Raw genomic sequence first — 18610 nt, 5'->3', positions numbered from 1 at the left:
CTCACAGGTTGAAGCCATCCATGTACTCCGTCGAAGTTCGCGACCGCATCATGATCGCCCATTCGCTGCCCAATCCCTTTTTCGGACCGGCGCAGAACCTTCACGGCGCGACCTACGTCGTCGACGTTGCGTTCTTTCGTGAAAAGCTGACGGAGCAGAACGTCGTCGTCGATATCGGCGCGGCCTTGAGCGTGCTCGGCTCGACGCTGCAACCGCTTGCCTATCAGAACCTCGACGTGCTTCCGCAATTCAAGGGCGCGCTCACCACAACCGAATTTCTATGCAAATATATTTTCGACCGCATCGCCAAGGCCGCGAATTCCGGTGCGCTTGGCGAAGACGGAAAAACGCTTTCACGAATGCGCGTGACGCTGTCGGAAACCGATTTGGCGCGCGCCAGCTACGAGGGACCAATCGGTGGCTGAAGCCGTTTTCGCCATCCCGGGAGATCTGAAAGCGACGACCGGAGGCTATGCCTACGATCGCCGCGTGATCGAGCTTTTGCCTGCGTTCGGCGTTCCCGTATCGGTTCTCTCGCTGCCGGGCTCCTTTCCAAATCCGGATGCGAACGATCTCGACGAAACGCGCCACATTCTCGAGACGCGGCATGCGGACTCGGTGCTTCTGGTGGACGGCCTCGCCTTCGGCGCTTTTCCCGACAAGATCCTCGACGGAATTCGGGGACGCGTCATCGGCCTCGTCCATCATCCGCTGTTTCTTGAAACCGGGCTGCCGCACTCGCGCAAGGTCGAGCTGAAAGCCAACGAAGAACGAGCACTTCAGCGCGCCAACCACATCATCGTGACGAGCCGCGCAACGAAGCGCATCCTCACCGAGCACATGGCGATTTCGCCCGATAAGATCACGATTGCGGAGCCTGGAACGGACCCGGCGCAGCGGGCGACCGGCACGGGAGCGCCGTTGCAGATTCTGGCCGTCGGCGCCGTCATGCCGCGCAAAGGTTATGACGTTCTCGTCGAAGCTCTAGCACCACTCGACACAATCGATTGGCGACTGACGATCGCAGGCGCGCTCGACCGTCATCCGGAGGCGGTCGAAGCCGTGCAAAACGCAATAGCCAAGCATGGCCTTGAAAACCGGGTCACGCTCGCGGGCAAAGTCGTGCCGGCGACGCTCGAGCGGTTTTACGATAGTGCCGATCTCTTCGTCTCGGCGTCGTTGTTCGAAGGATACGGCATGGTCCTCGCCGAAGCGATGGCTCGCGGTCTGCCGATCGTGCTGGCTGCCGGGGGCGCTGCTGCCGATACGGCTGGCGAAGCCGCGGCGCTTCACGTCGAGGCGGGAAATGTCGGCCAGCTCACGTCGGCGCTGCAGCGCGCGTTGACCGATAAGAAGCTTCGCGACCGGCTTGCCGATGCGGCCTGGGAAGCGGGTCGCACCTTGCCGACCTGGCACGAAACGGCGCGGCGCATTGCAGCCGTCATTCTTGGATTACGCCCGTGAGCGATTTCTCGCCCGAATGGCTTGACCTGCGCGAAGCCGCCGACGCGCGCGCGCGCAACACGAGCGTTGCCAATGCGGTGGCCGCACGCTTTGCGCTCAGAAACGATCTCCGCATTCTCGATTTGGGAGCCGGCACCGGCGCCAATTTGCGTGCGACGTCGGCTTTACTGCCGGAGCGGCAGACATGGACGCTCGTCGACCACGACCCGGCCTTATTAGACGTGGCGAAGGCCAAGCTCATTCAATGGGCGGACCGCCATGAGGAAACCGGCGAGACATTGCAGCTCGAAAAGGGCCGTCTCAGGATCACTGTCGCTTTCAAGACCGCCGATCTCGCCCGCGACACGCAAATGCTTCTCGACGAGAAGCCTGATCTGGTCACGGCGTCAGCCTTCTTCGATCTAACGTCGGAAGACTACATACGGATGCTGGCGAAAGCCGTTGCTGCTGCGGGCGCGGCGTTCTACGCGACGCTGACCTACAACGGCCTGCAAAAATGGACGCCGCACCGGCCCGCCGACAATCAAATGACGGCAGCCTTTCAACGTCACCAGATGCAGGACAAAGGTTTTGGTCCCGCTGCGGGACCGCTCGCAGCTTCGCACCTTGTCGATCAATTCCGCATCAACGGGCACGTGGTCGTCGAGGGCGAAAGCCCATGGCGGCTCGAGCGCAACGACCGGATGCTGATAGACGAATTGATACGCGGACATGCGGTCGCCGTGACTGAAAGCGGCGGCGTCGATGCGAAGGCCGTTGTCGGTTGGGTGAACGTTACGCGGACCGCGGCGTTTGTCGGACACACCGACGTCTTCGCTGCTCCACCCTGAAACCGGCGCTGGCGGTCAGGCTGCCCGCTTCGGGATCATTCGCTCGACGACCCGGTCCCTGCGAATGAACCGATGATAGACTGCGGCAGCAATATGTATCGTGGCGAATACGATGATCAGGATTGCGCCGGTCTCGTGCCACTCGAAGACTTCCTTCGACATGTCTTCGTTCTTTTGGGTGATGGCCGGAAGGTGGACGCCGAAGACGTCCAGATAGTTGCCGTATGAAATCGCCGTGTAGCCGATGACCGGAACCGCGATCAGCAGCGCATATAAACTCCAATGGACGAGATGACTGACGCCCGTCAGTGCGGGCGGAACGGTCGGGTCGGAGCGCGGTGCTCCACGGGTCAAACGATAGAGCAGCCGGAGGACGACGAAGAGCAGTATCGTCAGCCCAATGACCTTATGCGAGCTGTACATAGTGTTTGTCAGCGCATCCCAGACGCCTTTGACGGGTTCGCCCTTTTCATTGACGCCGGGCATCTCGTTGCCCCGGTAAGTCATGTAAAAGCCGAGCGGCAGCTGAATAAGAATGAGCAAGGCTATCAGCCAATGCAGGCCACGGGCAGTTGGCGTGTACGTCGGGAGATCGTACTTGGGATCTTGAGCCATGCTCTAGCCTCGCCGCTGATGCCTCAAATCACAATCGAACAGCACATCGCCGCCGTCAAGAACGTGCACTGCCGTTTCCGGCCTTAACGCTTCGTCGACGCTGCCGATCGGCGTTAGTGAAAGTCCGGGAATTCCGGAACCCAGGATCAGTGGACCGGCGAGGATATGAATCCGGTCCACCATTCCGTCATTGATGAAATGCGATATTGTCGTTCCCCCGCCCTCCACCAGGATCTTCTTAAGCCCTCGCTTGAAAAGCTCTTCTACGATGTCGGCCGGCTCGATCCGCTGCGCGGTGGCATTTATGACGAGTCCCTCGGCGCCTTTCGGCACGAGCCCTTCGCTGCTCGTCACGACGAGACAGGCGCTTTCCCCCGTCGCGAGGCAGCGTGCGGATGGCTGAAGCCGTCCTCTCGGATCGATGATGACACGGACCGGTTGCGGGCCGTCGACGCGTCGGACGGTGAGCTGCGGATCGTCTGCTATGATCGTTCCGATCCCGACGATGACGGCGTCGACCTTGGACCGCAGCCCATGCAGGTGATCCAGGGCGGCGGCACCGTTAATCCCGTGCGAGTCGCCGCTCGCTGTCGCAATTCGTCCGTCGAGGGACTGGCCGAGCTGCGCGATGATGAACGGCCGGTCCCCCGGCGCGTTGGCGATGGGATCGAAAATCGACTGCGGCAACCCGCCCGCCCGCGCGGGTTTGCCGCCACGGCCCGGTGCAGAAGCTTCATTACTAATTTTGCCGGATGTCATGAGTTCTCGGAGTGATATAACGCAGTCGAATGATCGTAACGCCCTCGGGCCGCCATCGGGATTTCGCACTCCTCGCTAAGGGCATTCGTTTCCTCTCATCTTACATAGCATCCCATCATGAATTCGAAGCCGCTTGGCCTTATTGCAATCTATACGCGTGCGCTCGCTCTTTTAGCTCCCGAAAAATACCTCGCCATGGGGCTCGCAGCAGCAGGCGTGGTGATTGCTGTTACCCAACTTGCCGAACCCATCCTGTTCGGACGGGTTGTGGATGCCCTGAGCAAAGGTCAAAGCGCATTTTTCTACATCGGACTTTGGGCGCTTCTCGGTCTTTTCGGGATCTTCGCCGGTGTCATCGTCGGGATAAACGCGGATCGCCTCGCGCATCGCCAGAAGCTGGCTCACCTCGCAAGCATTTTCGAAAAAACAATTGCCTTGCCGCAAAGTTCACACGCCACACGCGGGTCGGGGGCGACCATACGGACGATCCTGTCCGGAATGAGTGCGCTGTTTTGGCTCTGGCTCGGCGTCATGCGCGAGCAGCTCGCGACCGTTTTCGGTATCATCCTGCTGGTGCCGACGGCGTTCGCAATGGACGTCCGGATGTCGGTCATTCTGGTCACGCTTGCTGCCGTTTACACGCTGATGCACGTGGTCGTGGTCAAACGTACGGCCGTTGGCCAAGCGGCCGTCGAGGAGCACGAGACCGCACTTTCCAGCCGCGTCGTCGACGTCATCGGAAACGTGACCGTCGTGCAGAGTTATGGACGTCTCAAGGCCGAAGCCGATGCGCTCAGAGGATTGGCGAAGGATCTTCTTGCCGCTCAATATCCGGTGCTGACGTGGTGGGGCGTGCTGACCGTCCTACAGCGCTCGGCCGCGACCTTGACGATGGTCATCATATTCTCAGCCGGCGCGGTCCTCGCCGGGCGGGGCGAGCTCACCGTCGGCGAGATCGTCAGTTTCGTCGCCTTCGCGGGGCTCTTGATATCGAAGCTCGATGCGCTATCGGGGTTTGCGGTGCGGATCGACCAGCAGGCTCCGACGCTCACGGCGTTGTTCCGGCTCATCGATGAAGCGGGCGCGCCTGTCGATGCGCCCAGCGCCAAGCCGCTTCGTACCGTCGATGGCGCGGTCACATTCGATGATGTGACCTTTCGCTACGAGGGCGCATCGCAGGGCATCAGCGATCTTTCGTTCGCAGTCAAGGCAGGAGAAACGATTGCGTTCGTCGGCCCGACGGGCTCGGGCAAGTCGACGACAATCGGCTTGCTGCAACGTTTCCTGAAGCCAAAATCCGGGCACATCCTGATCGACAATCAGGATATCGCAGGGGTTACCCTGCAATCGCTGAGAGGCGCGATTGCCGTCGTCTTTCAGGACGCCGGGCTCTTCAATCGCTCCATCGGCGAAAACATTCGCATCGGCCGGCCCGGTGCGACGGATGCGGAGGTCGAGCACGCGAGCCGTCTCGCCGAGGCGCACGACTTCATCATGCGGAAGCCCGGTGGGTATGACTTCGTAATAGGGGAACGCGGCTTGTCCCTATCGGGCGGCGAGCGTCAGCGCATAGCAATTGCGCGCGCCATTCTGAAGGATGCGCCGATCCTCATTCTCGATGAGGCGACGAGCGCGCTCGATTCAGAGACTGAGGCGAAAATCAAGCGGGCACTCGATACGCTGCGCGAGGGCCGCACGACGTTCGTCATCGCGCATCGGCTCTCGACCGTCGCCGATGCCGATCAGATCCTGGTGCTCGATCAGGGAAAAATCGTGGAGCGCGGGCAATTCGTCGAACTTGCGGAAAGCGGCGGCCTCTTCTCGCGCCTCGTCGCCGAGGGCGGGTTCACCGTTCCGAAGACAACAGAGAAGCCACGCGAGCCGGTCGTTTAGCGCCGGCTGCCTAGAGCTTGTGGGCCATGCGGGCGCGCTTCGTTGCGAGATAGCGCTCGTTGAACTTGTTCGGCATGGCGACGATGGGCAGCCGCTCGACGACGCGGATGCCGTGCGATTTGAGCGCCTGCTCCTTTGCCGGGTTGTTCGACAGGAGTTTGATCTCCGGCATTTGGAGGTCAGCCAGCACGCGCGCGGTCAGGCCATAATCGCGGCTATCGATCGGTGCGCCAACCTCGATGTTGGCTTCGACTGTATCGAACCCCTGGTCCTGCAGCGCATAGGCCTGGATTTTCTTGAACAGGCCGATGCCACGCCCCTCGTGGTAGGGCACGTAAATGATTGCGCCATAGGGGACGTCGCTGATGATCTTCAAAGCGGCCTGGAGTTGCTGGTAGCAGTCGCAGCGCAATGAGTGGAAGATGTCGCCCGTCACGCAGCCGGAATGAACGCGAACGACTGGGGTCGGCGCAGAACCATTGAACTTGGCCGCATCGCGATGCACGAGCGCCAAGATCTGCTCTTCATCGGTCTCGCCGCGATAGGCATGGGCTTCGAGCATCAGCTCTTGTCCCTGGAATTCGATCGGGAGAATGGTTTCCACCGACCAATCCGCTGGCAGTTTTACAGACGTCAAGGTACCCGACTTCATTGTTACCGTGGCTCCGGGGTCTTCAAAGGCATATGCCTCATTTGTCGAGGGAACGCAAAGTCTCGTACCTCTGCTCGGCCCAGCGATGTTCCTAAGGGAACAGCCGAGCCGCATTGTGTCTGCCGAGGCGTTTACTTAGGCATGCTCCACCCGAAGATTTAGAATGTCAGGATGCCGCGGCCGCCGTCCACTTTCTAAGAGGCTTCCCTAATAAATTTCCGGCCTCGCATCAGTCTCTCGGCATCAGTCTGGCGATTTCTATTTTCGGGCAACGGTCCATCACGACGGTGAAGCCGGCGGCACGCGCCATCGCTGCAGCTTGTTCGTTAATCACGCCGAGCTGCATCCAAACCACGCTTGCGCCCGTGCTTGCCTTGACCGCGATCGCGTCGCGAACGACGTCCGTCACTGCTTCCGACGCCCGAAAGACGTCGACGACGTCGATGGGTGCAGGCACGTCGGCGAGCCTCGCGTAAACCGTCTGGCCGTGTATGGTTTTGCCTGCAACGCCGGGATTGACGGGCTTAACGACATAGCCTTCGCCGATGAGGAAGCGCATGACGCCGTTGCTCGGACGCTCGGGCTTTTGCGACGCACCAACGACGGCGAATGTTTTCACGCGCTTCAGGAGGCCGCGGATTTCGTCGTCGCTCAATCCGTCGATGGTCATCATGCGGGTGCCGGAATGGATACCCGGCCCTCAGCATCGAGCGCCATGAAGGGGTTGTAGGCAACCTCCCAAAGGTGGCCGTCCGGGTCGGCGAAGTAGCCGGAATAACCGCCCCAGAAAACCTTCTGGCCGGGCTTCAACAGTTTGGCCCCCGCGGAAACAGCTTCGTTCAGAACCTGATCGACCTCGGCTTCCGAGTTGACGTTGTGAGCGAGAGAGATCCCGGAAAATCCTGGCTTACTGGCGGGGACGTGTGCGTCATCGGCCAAGGCTTCGCGGCCGAACAGCGAAAGAACTATTCCGCCAAGGTCAAAGAACGCGACCTCAGCCTTGCTTGCGGCAGACGCACGAAAGCCCAGCGCTTCATAGAACGCGCGAGCCTTTCCGACGTCGGCGACACCAAGCGTGACAAACGAAAGTCGCGGCTCCAATTCAACGGTCCTTCCATTCGGGCGTGCGCTTTTCGAGGAACGCACAGATGCCCTCACCCGCGTCCGCTTCCATCATATTTTTGACCATCACCTCGCTGGCGTAAGCGTATGCTTCATCGAGCGGCAGCTCGGCTTGCCTATAGAAAGCGGCCTTGCCGATCGCGACAGTCGCTTTCGATTTCGATGCTATCGCGCGCGCCATACTCAGTGCTTCTTGCATCACATCGGCATCCGGAACGACGCGGTTGACGAGACCGTAGGCCACCGCGTCGGTCGCCGAGATCGCCTCGCCGAGGAGCAGCATTTCCATTGCGCGCTTCCGGGAAACATTTCGGGAGAGCGCGACCATGGGCGTCGAGCAGAACAGCCCGATGTTGACGCCAGGCGTTGCGAAGTCCGCAGTCGTGGCGGCAACGGCCAGATCGCAGGTGGCGACGAGCTGGCAGCCCGCCGCGGTCGCGCGTCCCTCGACGGCGGCGATGACCGGCTTCGGGCAGGCGACGATGGCGCGCATCATTGCCGAGCATGCGTTCATCGTATCGCGAAAGAAAGCTTCGCCGCCATCGGCGTCCGTGCGGTGCGCTGTCATTTCCTTCAGGTCGTGACCGGACGAAAAGACCTTACCCGCGGCGGCAAGGATGATGACTGCGACCGTCTTGTCCCGACCCAGCTCAACGATCGCCGCACGCACTTCATCAAGCAAAGCGCGCGAAAGAGCGTTGCGCGCCTTGGGCCGGTTCAATGTCAGGCGGACAATGCCCGGCTCGACGACGTCGGTCAGGAGCAATGGCGCGCCGGCTGGCGAAAGATCTTGCATGAGGGGACTCACAATTTCTCAGGCCAGTATACTGGCCAATTTTGGGGGCCACCTCACCGCCGCAAGGCGCGCGCTTGTCTTAACTACTGCAACGCCTTCTCGATTTCGGCGCGGTGTGCCTTCACCAACTCGACGTTCTCCTTGAACTTGAGGTTCGGCGTCGTGCTGATCGCTTCATTCAACTCGTCGAGGAGCTGCTTCTTGTCGGCATCGGGAATGCTCTTGTCTTTCTGAACGTCGTCGCGCTCCTTCTTCAGCGCGTCAACGGGGTCGACGAAATTTCCGGTCGTGGTGTCGAGCCCTGCCATGACGATCGAGATGTTTGCCGCGACGTCGTCGAGCTCGGCGAAGTTGGCGAAGCCGTGCTTCGTCGCGATGCTTTCGAGTTCAGCCTGCAGCGCGGGGTCGGGCTTGTCGCCAGCCGACTGAATTTTCGACGCGATGGATGCGAGATCGCTTTGAGCGGCGATGAAATGCGTCACCTGCTCCTCCGTCAGCTTGATCTGCTTCACGTCATCCTGCGAGGGCGGATTGCCGCCGGCCGCAGCGGGCGCGCCCTGCTCGGCCGGTGCGCCTTGCGGCGCGGCCGCGTCCTGAGCCGATGCCATCGCGATCGCCGCGCATAGGCCAAATGCTCCGATGATAACGCCAGCCGCCGTACGGGTCAGAGAGACCGCCATCGTGTTGCTCCACATTGCGCTCGCAGCCCGCGAGCGAGATTTACCGTTCGAACCTGATACGCCGACTAAGACAAGAATAAGAAACGTTGCACACCTCGTCTTTCCGATTTCCGGGAGGGTGTCGCCTCGAATTCGTCCCGAGGTCTATCGCATGCTGGATTTATCGCCAATGAACAAGCTGGAACCGTTACGCGAGAGGTGACCTTTGGCGATATTATACTTGACGTACCCAACTTTTCTCCTATATATTCGAGACAGATAGGAGACGGGCCATGTCCATTTTGAGCGCAGAGCACTTCCACGACGAAGCCAAAGCATACGATTTCGTCGAAGCGTTGATCTGGCCAGAGGGCCCGGTATGCCCCCATTGCATGGAGAAGGCCCGCATCTCCAAGATGAAGGGCAAGTCCACCCGGATCGGCACCTATAAGTGCTACGCCTGCCGCAAGCCCTTCACCGTCAAGATCGGCTCGATCTTTGAGGCGAGCCACATCCCCATGCGGATCTGGCTCCAGGCGATCTTCCTGCTGTCGTCCAGCAAGAAGGGCATGAGTTCAAACCAGCTCCATCGGGCCTTGGGCGTGACGCTCAAATCCGCTTGGTTCATGTCGCATCGTATCCGCGAAGCCATGCGATCAGGCTCGCTCGCACCAATGGGTGGTGGGGGCGGCATCGTCGAAGTGGACGAGACCTTCATCGGCAAAAAGGTGCAGGCACCGAAGGTCGTCGGCGGCTACGCACACAAGAACGCCGTACTGACGCTCGTCAGCCGCGACGGCGAAGCGCGAAGCTTCCACATCGACCAAGCCAACCAAGAAAGCATCATGCCGATCATCCGGCGCAATCTTGCGAGCGAAGCCAAGGTCGTCACGGATGACGCGGGCTTCTACCGGAACCTCGACAAGGAATATATGCACGCCTTCGTCAACCATTCAGCGGGTCAGTATGGTCGTGGCATCATCCACACCAACACCATCGAAGGCTACTACTCGATCTTCAAGCGCGGCATGAAGGGCGTCTACCAGCATTGCTCGGAAAGGCACCTGCATCGCTATCTGGCAGAGTTCGATTTCCGGTATTCAAACCGGGTCAAACTGGGTGTGAACGACGAAGCGCGCGCGACACGGGCAATCAAGGGGGCCCCCGGCAAGCGGCTGACATATCGGGAGGCGATATAGCTCCCGACTCCCAACAGTTGGAACGTCAGTCAAAAAGAGACAAGAAAGCTACTGCGGGACGCTTGCGCGATGCATGATAAAGTGCAGGTGAATATTGATTCGCGGAGCTTCATTATGGACGAAGCATCAAAAGGCGATGCCCTCACGGTTCGAGGCCACACGATTGCAGACGACGGCAACGGCTTCTTAAGCCTGAATGACATGTGGCGCTTGGTCGGCGAACCCGCGTCCAAGGCTCCTCCTCAATGGCGGCGCCTACCAACCACGCTTGAACTCATCGCGGCGGCCCTCCAAAACATGGGAAAATCCCATGTTAAAGCGAAAAGCGAAGACGGGTCAGTAGTTTACTCCAAGAGTGGAAAGGGTGGCGGCACGTACGCCCATCCCGTTATCGCGCTTTCGTACGCCGAGTATTTGGAACCATCTCTCGGCGTTGAAGTCCGCGAAGTGTATCTCAGGTTTCGTGGCGGAGACCCACTCTTAGCTGACGAAACACTTCAAAAAGCTGGCGGCGATGCAAACAGATGGGCCGCACAGCGCGCCATGTCGCGCGTTCTCAGAAAGGAATTTACAGCAACGCTTCAAGATCATGGCGTTTCGTCCAGCCGGGCGATGGGACAATGCACAGACGGCATCTACCGAGGCTTCTTAGGTCGAACGACCAAGGAGGAACTAAAAAATCGTAATCTACCTGCGAGCGCAAACCTTCGCGATGAGATGAATTTTGTCGACCTCACAGGCGTCATGTTGAGTGAGGCGTTAGCCACAGAAGACATACGGGACGCTAATCGGCAGGGCCACTCAGAGTGCTACCAGTCGTCAAAACGTAGCGGCACGGCGGTACGCAAACTGATTGACGATCAAAGGGCCGCGCGGCTGGCACCCCCAGAGGAACCCGCACCAAAACCCACCAAGCGTCCCGCTCGTAAGAAACCGGAAGCATAGCAGATGCCCAAACGCAAAGAGCCAGAGCGAAGCAGAGAAGAGCAAGAGCGGATTTTCAAAGAGGCCGCGAAGAAAAGCGGTGCTGATGTGAGCGGAAAGTCATTTGCCAGCGCAATGAAAAAGATCGCCGCCGCGACATCGAGGGATCATAAGAAACCTAAATAGGCTCAGTTTTCTCCTTCGATCTTAAACTTGTCTCCTGACCATACATTCATTTTAGCTTTCAAGTTCAGATCCGCTTCGACGTCCCGAGGGCCATACGCAGAGAACAATTTATCGAGTTCCGCAAATCCGCCAGAATTTATCGTCTTATCCGGACCGTCCGAAGAGTAGATAGCCAATCCCGTCGTGGTCCCAACGCTAGGGACGCTCTCCGCATATTTTTTTGCTTCGTAAGCGCAATAAATTCCGAAATTTATCGCTTTCACATCGCTGTAATGGCGTCTCATGAGAGATGCCGTGGCAAGATACGACCCCTCCCCTATCGCGCAGAAATCTTCTTGTATGCTTACGGACCAGTCTGAGCGGACCACGATCATCATCGGCCCGTAACTGACGCCCTTGGTTTTTTGAAATCCAGTGACGATAAATTCAGCGCGCAAGGGGAGCCGCTGCACCTCGTCAAAATGCTGCTGATAAATCTGGTCGGGGAATTGCGCGCGAGATTGTCGGAATTCCTGAAACGACAGCCCCCATTTTGATAGCGTCAGTTCGTCGGCCAACTGCGTTTTTCGCTTTTTTAAAACATCTTGAATGAGAGGGACCGCAGTCACTTCATCAAGCTCTTTTGCTTGCATCATGGAAGCCGACAGAAGAGGAACAAAAGCGTTGATCTCTTCCTCATTCCCCGCCGTTAGACATCTCCAATCAAATCCAACTGCCCTATCCTTCAACATTATTGACTTCGTTCCGAGGGAGGAACTCGCCAGTGTGTCGTAGCAGGTGACGATCTTGCCGTGGCGACCGCCACCTGCGACTAAAGCAATGCAAACCGTCATGTCTGTACCCCGTTTCGCAAGCCACCTAGGCAGCTTTGGTGTCCCTGTCTTCATAGGTTAACACCATGCGTTTGTGTTGGGTACGGGAAATATAATATCGCCTGACCTTTGACGATTATCGGCTTGACAAACCCGTCCCTAAGGCCCTATAGCCCTTCGTAGAATCGAAGGGATTTTGTCATGTCGGTGCTCAATCAGGCTCATTTCCACGACGAAACTGCGGCTTTCGAAAAGCTGGAGAGCCTAATCTGGCCGAACGGCCCGGTTTGCCCCCACTGCGGCGGCAACGAGCGCATCTATAAGTTGAGCGGCGTCCGTACGAAGCCGAGCAAGAAAAACCCGGAAGGCGTCGAGCGTCCGGGTCTCAAGAAGTGCGGCCATTGCCGGAAGCAGTTCACGGTCCGGGTCGGCACGGTTTTCGAGTCCAGCCACATCCCGCTGCACAAGTGGTTCCAGGGCGTGCATTTGATGTGCTCGTCCAAGAAGGGCATTTCGAGCCATCAGCTGCACCGCACCTTGGAGATCAACTACGAGGCCGCTTGGTTCATGAGCCACCGCATTCGCGAAGCGATGCGCTCTGGCGGCTTGCTGCCTCCGATGGGCGGCGGCGGCTCGATCGTGGAGATCGATGAAACGTTCATCGGCAACAAGGGCAAGGTCCGCAAGGCTGGTACGGCGCACAAGCGCGCCATCCTGACGCTCGTCAGCCGCGACGGCGAAGCCCGCAGCTTCCACATCGACGAAGCGAACCAGCAGAACATTCTGCCGATCATTCGCGAGAACCTTGCACAAGAGGCGAAGGTGATCACGGACGATGCCGGCGTTTACCGCAACCTGGACAAGGAATTCCTACACGCGTTCGTCAATCACTCGGCTGGTCAGTACGGCCGTGGCGAGATCCACACGAACACGATTGAAGGCTACTTCTCGATCTTCAAGCGGGGAATGAAGGGCGTTTATCAGCACTGTTCAGAAAAGCACTTGCACCGGTATTTGGCGGAATTCGATTTCCGCTATAGCAATCGCGTGAAGCTTGGCGTTGACGATGCCGAGCGGACCGTGAAAGCGCTCCTGGGTATCAAGGGCAAGCGGTTGACGTATCGACAGCCTGACAGAGAGTCGACCGCCAAAACATAAGGGGAAGCGTTAGACTTCCTCTTCTGTTTTGGAGCATTCGTCGAGTAGGCTGACCCAGTGATCCGGCATCTTATCCATCTCGGCAAAGATGTCATAATTCGCATTTGTATCGAAGCGGTGCTTTGGATTATTCACTTCTAACAGAAACACTCTGGGCGCCCACGTTGTCTCCGTAGCAAGCAATGCGCTCGTATAAAACTTGATTGCAACGACGCGCTGCGTACCCTGAAGAAACTTCTCTGCTACCGTCTTCAGGAAGGGACCTAGCTCGGCAACCGGCTCGTTCCACGTCTGAGGAATAGCGGCAAAAATAATTCCAGGTTTGTCTGCCGGAAGTTGTCCTCGCGCAGCCCTCAAAGCGTTCATCAGTCCCTTCTCGGACATCTGCGAGCTTTCGATTTTGCATTTTGTTTCGCCGCAGACAGTCGATTCTTGGAACATGATCTCAAGATCATAGTCGTCGCCCTTCGTTCCCCTCGGAACAACGAAGCGAAAATCACAATCGTTCACATGCAAAAGCCGACCGACCTCAATCTCTGCAAAGCCGCTTTCGATGTCGCCGTCCCTTATCATCTCAACGCTCTTCTCGAGACCAGGAACATCTTGAAGATTCATGATCATCTCGGCGAGTTGGATAACTCTCATTCCGCCAGTCGTATTATCTCGGTCGCTGGTCCCGGCATTCCTGAAAAAGTTGGTTGGGGCACGGTCGGCAACTATGTGTCGCTGGTGCCAGTCGTGGCCGAAGATGACGATCAAGAGTTTTTGGGCGACGATCTGAGCAACAGTGAAGTAGTCATCGCTCGGATTTTCCTGCTTTGTGTCTGCTATTAATTCGGCCAAGACTGTTCTCTTTTGGGGGCTTAACATCGAGCCTCCAAAGTGCCGTCTTGAAAAATCGATCTTCGATAGGAAGCGCTTGCCGCGCTCGACGATGCCAATTTTCGTGCCCGCTTCTTCCTGAGAGGCGAATCCGTCCTCTAGCAGCCATTCAATTAGATGGTCTTCTTGCAAGGATTGTAGCGAAGATTTTGCAAACGTGATCGATTTCCAATGCGCAGGTTTTGTATCTGAGAAGTACCAGCCTTTATCGCTAAGGCGCAGTTCAGCACCGAGCGCAAGCCATCGGAGGATCGCCACTCCCTCAGGAAGGCTTGGAATAAGGGGCGCATACCCAGGTTCATTCATGGCACACCTCCCGGCACGCCACGAACCAGTGTAGACTTAAGCCATGAGCAAACCCAAAGCCGCAGAGCCCGACACACGCACCCAACGCCAGAAGTTCATCGACAAAGCGCGTGAACTTGAAACTGACGACCGGCCAGAAGCTTTTGACCGCGCCCTGGGTGCGATAGCCAAGGCTGCGCCAGCAAAGCCGACACCAGCCAAGAAGCCCTCTTCCAAACGCTAAGGCTGCGCCTGTCATCGGGCGGCCTCCATGCGCTCGGAGGTTGAAAACCCGCTTGGGTTTGTAAAGCCGACAATCCTCTGACCCTTGGCGGTAGAATATTACCACACAAGCTAATTCATTGATTCTGAACAATATTCCTGGCGAATGAAAATTCTTCTTGCTTCGCGCTCGTGTTTTCGCGTATGCACGCCGCTTCTCGGAATGCAGCGCGCAGTAGACGTTTGAAGCGTGCGCAGCCATCCGCCAAGGAGCTTCAATAATGTCTACCTATGTCGCCAAGCCGGCCACGGTGGAGAAGAAGTGGGTTCTCATCGACGCCGAAGGGCTCGTTGTCGGCCGACTTGCTGCTCTCATCGCGACGCGCCTCAAGGGCAAACACAAACCGATTTACACGCCTCACGTCGATTGCGGCGACAACATCGTCGTCATCAACGCCGAGAAGGTCGTCTTCACCGGCGCCAAGCGTGAAGACAAAGTCTATTACCGGCACACCGGCTATCCGGGCGGCATCAAAGAGCGCACGCCGCGCCAGATCCTCGACAGCAAGCATCCCGAGCGGATCATCGAGAAGGCCGTCGAGCGCATGCTCGCACGCGGTCCTCTGCATCGTGAGATCATGCGCAACCTCCGAGTTTATAAGGGCGGCGCGCATCCCCATGAGGCGCAGAACCCGGAAAAGCTCGATGTCGCGAAGCTCAACCGTAAGAATGTGAGGGTCTGAGATCCATGGCTACTGAAACAAAGACCCTGGCCGATCTTGCCACCGTCAAGGGCGCCGAGCCGCAGGCAGCGCCTGTCCGGACGCAGAAGCTCGACAAGCTTGGCCGCGCTTACGCAACCGGCAAGCGGAAGAACGCCGTTGCCCGCGTCTGGCTGAAGCCCGGCAAGGGCCTCATCACGGTCAACAACAAGGACTTCAAGGCTTATTTCGCCCGTCCCGTGCTGCAGATGCTTTTGCAGCAGCCGCTCAACCTCGCCAACCGCTCGACGCAATACGACATTCGTATTTCGGTCGCAGGCGGCGGACTTTCGGGTCAGGCCGGTGCGGTTCGTCACGGCATCTCGAAGGCGCTCACCTATTATGAGCCGGACCTTCGTGGTGTCCTGAAGAAGCAGGGCTTCCTGACCCGCGACAGCCGCGTCGTTGAACGTAAGAAGTACGGCAAGGTCAAGGCGCGCAAGTCCTTCCAGTTCTCGAAGCGCTAACCGCTTCGGATACACTGAGACAAAAAACAGCCCGCCCAACCGGCGGGCTGTTTCATTTCGTGTTGCAGACGGGTTGCGGACCTGCCGCCCCAGTGCCACATACGGCTCCATGTGCCAGCGCGGCTAGGCCGTCGCTATGAGGGATTCGGGATACGATGGATTGGCTTCTGAACGGCTTGCATGAGCTGTATTCGACACTCGTTACGGACATCGGCTATCTCGTATCGCCCCATTGGTGGCGCACGCATGCCGTCGCACTCTTCAACATCCTGATGATCGACCTGACGCTCGCGGGCGACAACGCGATCGTCGTCGGCATGGCGGCTTCGCGGGTTGAAAAATCCATGCGGGCCAAGGTGATCTTCTGGGGCATCCTCGGGGCGGTTCTCCTCAGGATCATCTTCTCGAGCATCGCACAACAGATGCTGCAGGTGATCGGCCTGACGCTGGCCGGCGGCATTCTTCTGCTGTTCGTCTGCTGGAAGATGTACAAGCAGATCGTCGAGGCGGACACGCACTCGATCCATGAGGTGGAAAAGAACCTCGCCTCCAATGTCCCTCATCCCAACGAGACGAGCTTCTGGAGTGCGCTTTGGACGATCATCCTGGCCGACCTCTCGATGTCGCTCGACAACGTGCTGGCGGTTGCGGGTGCGGCGGGCGAATCCACGCTGGTCCTGGTCATCGGGCTCGGTTTCGCCATCATCCTGATGGCCGTCGCCTCGACGTTTATCGCCAAGCTTCTCGCGAAGTATCCTTGGATTGCCTGGATTGGCCTCGTTATCATTCTCTACGTGGCAGCCGATATGATCTATCGCGACAGCCATCGCATCTTCTGCGAGACCTACGGCATCGGTTGTTCGGAAACGATCATCCAGGGCATCAAGCATCGGCTTGGCCTCTTGTTTGGCGGTTAATATGACGGCAATGGCAGCAACGAAAACCAAACTTGCGAGCGTCTTCATCGACGGCGAGGCCGGCACGACGGGTCTCGAAATCCGCGAGCGGCTCGCAGGCGTTACGGCTATCGACGTCAAGAGCATCGACCCGGCGAAGCGGAAGGACCGCGCCGCACGCGCCGAAATGCTGAGCAATGTCGATCTCGTCGTGCTTTGTCTGCCAGACGACGCGGCTCGGGAAACCGTGGCGCTTGCCAACGAGCTTGGCCCGAATGCTCCGAAGATCGTCGACGCCTCGACCGCCCATCGCGTTGCCGACGGCTGGGTTTACGGCTTCGCCGAGATGGCGCCCGGGCAGGCCGACGCCATTAGAACTGCGGCTCGCGTCGCCAACCCCGGTTGTTATCCGACGGGCGGGATCGCGCTCATTCGGCCTCTCGTCGAGGCGGGTATCATCGAGCCGGATTACCCCATCACCGTCAACGCGGTGTCGGGATATTCGGGCGGCGGCCGGACCATGATCGAAGCCTACGAGGCTGGAACGGCGCCGCGGTTCGAGCTTTATGGCCTCGGTCTCGAGCACAAGCACGTTCCGGAGCTGCAGAAGTATTCGGGCCTGACGCGCCGGCCGATCTTCGTGCCGAGCGTCGGCAACTTCCGTCAGGGCATGCTCGTATCCGTGCCGCTGCACCTCGATACGCTGAGCGGCCGCCCGAGCCTCGCCGATATCGAAGCCGTGCTCGCGGATTACTATAAATCGGCGGAACTCGTGAGCGTCGTTACAGGCCCTGCCGCAAAGGCCGGTCGGCTTGAAGCGGAAGCCTTGAACGGCACCGACCGGCTCGAAATTTTCGTCTTCGGAAAGCCCGAACTCAATCAGGCCGTGCTCGTCGGGCGGCTGGACAATCTCGGCAAGGGCGCCGCGGGGGCAGCAGTTCAGAACATCAAGCTGATGCTCGGCCTAAATTAGAGCACCCGACCGCTGACCCCTCCCCGCCAAGGGGAGGGGAATTCAAGCTCTTCCCTCTCCGCGCGGATGATTGCCGGCTAAGCCGATGCTCGGCCTCGACTAGAGAAATCTCGCGGCACTATTCCCGCTCGCCGCGTCGCATAAAGGTGCACAACTGCCGCCGTGAGTACGACCGCTCCGCCAGCCTGATGCAATAGACCGAGATGAAGCGGCACGTGCGCGAGAAGCGTCGCGATGCCAAGCACGGCCTGGAGAATGACCGCGCCGCCGAGCCAAAGCGCACTGAGGCGAATGCGGTCGTCGACGGGCGTCCGATAGGTCAACCAGACTTGCACCAGCACGAGTGCGGTGACGAGGTAGGCCACCAAGCGGTGGTTGAACTGAGCGGCGGCATGGCCTTCAAAAAAGCTTAGGTATGCGGGGTTGATCCAATAGTCGCTCGGGAACCACTGCCCGTCCATCGTCGGCCACGTATTGTAAATGAGCCCGGCTCTGAGGCCCGCGACGAACGCTCCGAGAACCACTTGCACGAGAACAGCGGCGACGATGATCGAAGCCATCCGCTTTATGAGCGGCGTTGCAATTTCGCCTGTGACGTACGGCTCGGCCGGCCACTCATCGAGCGCGAGCCAGACAAGCAGGCCCAGGATCATGAAGGCCGTCGTGAGATGCAAGGCGAGACGATACTGGCTGACTTCGATGCGGTCGCTCAAACCCGACTTCACCATGTACCAGCCGATGGCACCTTGAAGCGCGCCGAGAGCGAGGATGCCAAGGAACTTCATTCCCGTCCCGCGATCGAGCCGGCCGGTCCACCAGAAGAATACGAGCGGCAAAGCGAAAACGACGCCGATGAGGCGTCCAAGAAGCCTGTGGCTCCACTCCCACCAATAAATGAATTTGAACTCCTCGAGCGACATGCCGTGGTTCAACGCCGTGTACTGAGGGATCAGCTTGTATTTCTCGAAGGCCGTCATCCAATCGGCTTCGGTGAGCGGCGGGAATGCGCCGAGAAGCGGCTGCCACTCCGTGATCGATAATCCGCTTTCCGTCAG

23 protein-coding genes are annotated in these 18610 nt (G+C 58.8%); 13 read left to right on the top strand and 10 right to left on the bottom strand.

Going from position 1 to position 18610, the window contains the following annotated elements; all coding sequences use genetic code 11:
- The first annotated feature begins 20 nt into the window (after nucleotides 1–20).
- Genes K2Q04_RS17240 through K2Q04_RS17230 form a run of 3 tightly spaced genes read left to right on the top strand, consistent with a single transcriptional unit; the run spans nucleotide 21 to nucleotide 2294 of the window.
- On the top strand, nucleotides 21–425 hold the full coding sequence (locus K2Q04_RS17240) for a 6-carboxytetrahydropterin synthase (protein WP_291165937.1): 405 nt from the start codon (nucleotides 21–23) through the stop codon (nucleotides 423–425).
- The gene (locus K2Q04_RS17235; RefSeq protein WP_291165936.1) at nucleotides 418–1464 is read left to right on the top strand and encodes a glycosyltransferase family 4 protein; all 1047 of its coding nucleotides are present in this window, start codon (nucleotides 418–420) and stop codon (nucleotides 1462–1464) included. The genes K2Q04_RS17240 and K2Q04_RS17235 overlap by 8 nt, the downstream gene beginning before the upstream one ends.
- Entirely contained in the window at nucleotides 1461–2294 is an 834-nt protein-coding gene (locus tag K2Q04_RS17230) for a class I SAM-dependent methyltransferase (protein WP_291165935.1), read from the top strand. Before K2Q04_RS17235 ends, K2Q04_RS17230 begins: the two co-directional genes overlap by 4 nt.
- A gap of 15 nt (nucleotides 2295–2309) precedes the next feature.
- Here the strand turns inward: K2Q04_RS17230 and K2Q04_RS17225 are convergent, their stop codons facing one another.
- Nucleotides 2310–2909: a cytochrome b gene (locus tag K2Q04_RS17225; protein ID WP_291165934.1), complete on the bottom strand. Its 600-nt coding sequence runs from the start codon at nucleotides 2907–2909 to the stop codon at nucleotides 2310–2312.
- 3 nt (nucleotides 2910–2912) lie between these two features.
- Nucleotides 2913–3668 (bottom strand): RibD family protein, encoded by a 756-nt coding sequence (locus tag K2Q04_RS17220; RefSeq protein ID WP_291165933.1) that lies wholly within the window; start codon nucleotides 3666–3668, stop codon nucleotides 2913–2915.
- A gap of 117 nt (nucleotides 3669–3785) precedes the next feature.
- On the opposite strand from K2Q04_RS17220, the gene K2Q04_RS17215 reads away from it, so the two are divergent.
- A complete protein-coding gene (locus K2Q04_RS17215; protein ID WP_291165932.1) occupies nucleotides 3786–5561 on the top strand; it encodes a glucan ABC transporter ATP-binding protein/ permease in 1776 nt (591 codons plus the stop codon).
- Nucleotides 5562–5571: 10 nt separating this feature from the next.
- Here the strand turns inward: K2Q04_RS17215 and K2Q04_RS17210 are convergent, their stop codons facing one another.
- From K2Q04_RS17210 to K2Q04_RS17190, 5 genes are all read right to left on the bottom strand, one after another.
- A complete protein-coding gene (locus K2Q04_RS17210; RefSeq protein WP_291165931.1) occupies nucleotides 5572–6213 on the bottom strand; it encodes a GTP cyclohydrolase II in 642 nt (213 codons plus the stop codon).
- Between the two features lie 229 nt (nucleotides 6214–6442).
- Nucleotides 6443–6883 carry a CoA-binding protein gene (locus tag K2Q04_RS17205; protein ID WP_291165951.1) on the bottom strand — a complete coding sequence of 147 codons (441 nt, stop codon included), beginning with the start codon at nucleotides 6881–6883 and terminating at the stop codon, nucleotides 6443–6445.
- Nucleotides 6883–7314 (bottom strand): VOC family protein, encoded by a 432-nt coding sequence (locus K2Q04_RS17200; RefSeq protein ID WP_291165930.1) that lies wholly within the window; start codon nucleotides 7312–7314, stop codon nucleotides 6883–6885. The genes K2Q04_RS17205 and K2Q04_RS17200 overlap by 1 nt, the downstream gene beginning before the upstream one ends.
- A gap of 1 nt (nucleotide 7315) precedes the next feature.
- Entirely contained in the window at nucleotides 7316–8131 is an 816-nt protein-coding gene (locus K2Q04_RS17195; protein ID WP_291165929.1) for an enoyl-CoA hydratase, read from the bottom strand.
- An 83-nt stretch (nucleotides 8132–8214) separates the two neighbouring features.
- Nucleotides 8215–8811 carry a hypothetical protein gene (locus tag K2Q04_RS17190; protein ID WP_291165928.1) on the bottom strand — a complete coding sequence of 199 codons (597 nt, stop codon included), beginning with the start codon at nucleotides 8809–8811 and terminating at the stop codon, nucleotides 8215–8217.
- Nucleotides 8812–9083: 272 nt separating this feature from the next.
- On the opposite strand from K2Q04_RS17190, the gene K2Q04_RS17185 reads away from it, so the two are divergent.
- The 3 genes from K2Q04_RS17185 (at nucleotide 9084) to K2Q04_RS17175 (ending at nucleotide 11099) form a co-directional block, all read left to right on the top strand.
- Complete coding sequence (locus tag K2Q04_RS17185) at nucleotides 9084–9989, top strand: IS1595 family transposase (protein WP_291165927.1); 906 nt, start codon at nucleotides 9084–9086, stop codon at nucleotides 9987–9989.
- A 69-nt stretch (nucleotides 9990–10058) separates the two neighbouring features.
- Entirely contained in the window at nucleotides 10059–10934 is an 876-nt protein-coding gene (locus tag K2Q04_RS17180) for a KilA-N domain-containing protein (protein ID WP_291165926.1), read from the top strand.
- 3 nt (nucleotides 10935–10937) lie between these two features.
- Nucleotides 10938–11099 (top strand): hypothetical protein, encoded by a 162-nt coding sequence (locus tag K2Q04_RS17175; RefSeq protein ID WP_291165925.1) that lies wholly within the window; start codon nucleotides 10938–10940, stop codon nucleotides 11097–11099.
- Between the two features lie 2 nt (nucleotides 11100–11101).
- Here the strand turns inward: K2Q04_RS17175 and K2Q04_RS17170 are convergent, their stop codons facing one another.
- Nucleotides 11102–11932: a hypothetical protein gene (locus K2Q04_RS17170; RefSeq protein ID WP_291165924.1), complete on the bottom strand. Its 831-nt coding sequence runs from the start codon at nucleotides 11930–11932 to the stop codon at nucleotides 11102–11104.
- 180 nt (nucleotides 11933–12112) lie between these two features.
- On the opposite strand from K2Q04_RS17170, the gene K2Q04_RS17165 reads away from it, so the two are divergent.
- A complete protein-coding gene (locus K2Q04_RS17165; RefSeq protein ID WP_291165923.1) occupies nucleotides 12113–13069 on the top strand; it encodes an IS1595 family transposase in 957 nt (318 codons plus the stop codon).
- Nucleotides 13070–13078: 9 nt separating this feature from the next.
- Here the strand turns inward: K2Q04_RS17165 and K2Q04_RS17160 are convergent, their stop codons facing one another.
- Nucleotides 13079–14257 (bottom strand): hypothetical protein, encoded by a 1179-nt coding sequence (locus K2Q04_RS17160; RefSeq protein WP_291165922.1) that lies wholly within the window; start codon nucleotides 14255–14257, stop codon nucleotides 13079–13081.
- A 43-nt stretch (nucleotides 14258–14300) separates the two neighbouring features.
- On the opposite strand from K2Q04_RS17160, the gene K2Q04_RS17155 reads away from it, so the two are divergent.
- From K2Q04_RS17155 to argC, 5 genes are all read left to right on the top strand, one after another.
- Nucleotides 14301–14480, top strand: coding sequence for a hypothetical protein (locus K2Q04_RS17155; RefSeq protein ID WP_291165921.1), 180 nt, complete (start codon nucleotides 14301–14303; stop codon nucleotides 14478–14480).
- A gap of 259 nt (nucleotides 14481–14739) precedes the next feature.
- The gene (gene rplM, locus K2Q04_RS17150) at nucleotides 14740–15201 is read left to right on the top strand and encodes a 50S ribosomal protein L13 (RefSeq protein WP_092866941.1); all 462 of its coding nucleotides are present in this window, start codon (nucleotides 14740–14742) and stop codon (nucleotides 15199–15201) included.
- A gap of 5 nt (nucleotides 15202–15206) precedes the next feature.
- Complete coding sequence (gene rpsI / locus K2Q04_RS17145; protein ID WP_092866943.1) at nucleotides 15207–15686, top strand: 30S ribosomal protein S9; 480 nt, start codon at nucleotides 15207–15209, stop codon at nucleotides 15684–15686.
- 155 nt (nucleotides 15687–15841) lie between these two features.
- The gene (locus K2Q04_RS17140; RefSeq protein ID WP_291165920.1) at nucleotides 15842–16603 is read left to right on the top strand and encodes a TerC family protein; all 762 of its coding nucleotides are present in this window, start codon (nucleotides 15842–15844) and stop codon (nucleotides 16601–16603) included.
- A gap of 1 nt (nucleotide 16604) precedes the next feature.
- On the top strand, nucleotides 16605–17555 hold the full coding sequence (argC, locus tag K2Q04_RS17135; protein ID WP_291165919.1) for an N-acetyl-gamma-glutamyl-phosphate reductase: 951 nt from the start codon (nucleotides 16605–16607) through the stop codon (nucleotides 17553–17555).
- A 77-nt stretch (nucleotides 17556–17632) separates the two neighbouring features.
- Here argC and K2Q04_RS17130 read toward each other — a convergent pair.
- A partial coding sequence (locus tag K2Q04_RS17130) for a COX15/CtaA family protein (protein ID WP_291165918.1) occupies nucleotides 17633–18610 on the bottom strand: 978 nt, incomplete at its 5' end.

This window comes from Hyphomicrobium sp., from assembly GCF_019753045.1.
Taxonomy (GTDB): Bacteria; Pseudomonadota; Alphaproteobacteria; order Rhizobiales; family Hyphomicrobiaceae; genus Hyphomicrobium_B.
The sequence above is the reverse complement of the archived record's forward strand: the minus strand, read 5'-3'. Positions and strand labels throughout refer to the sequence as shown.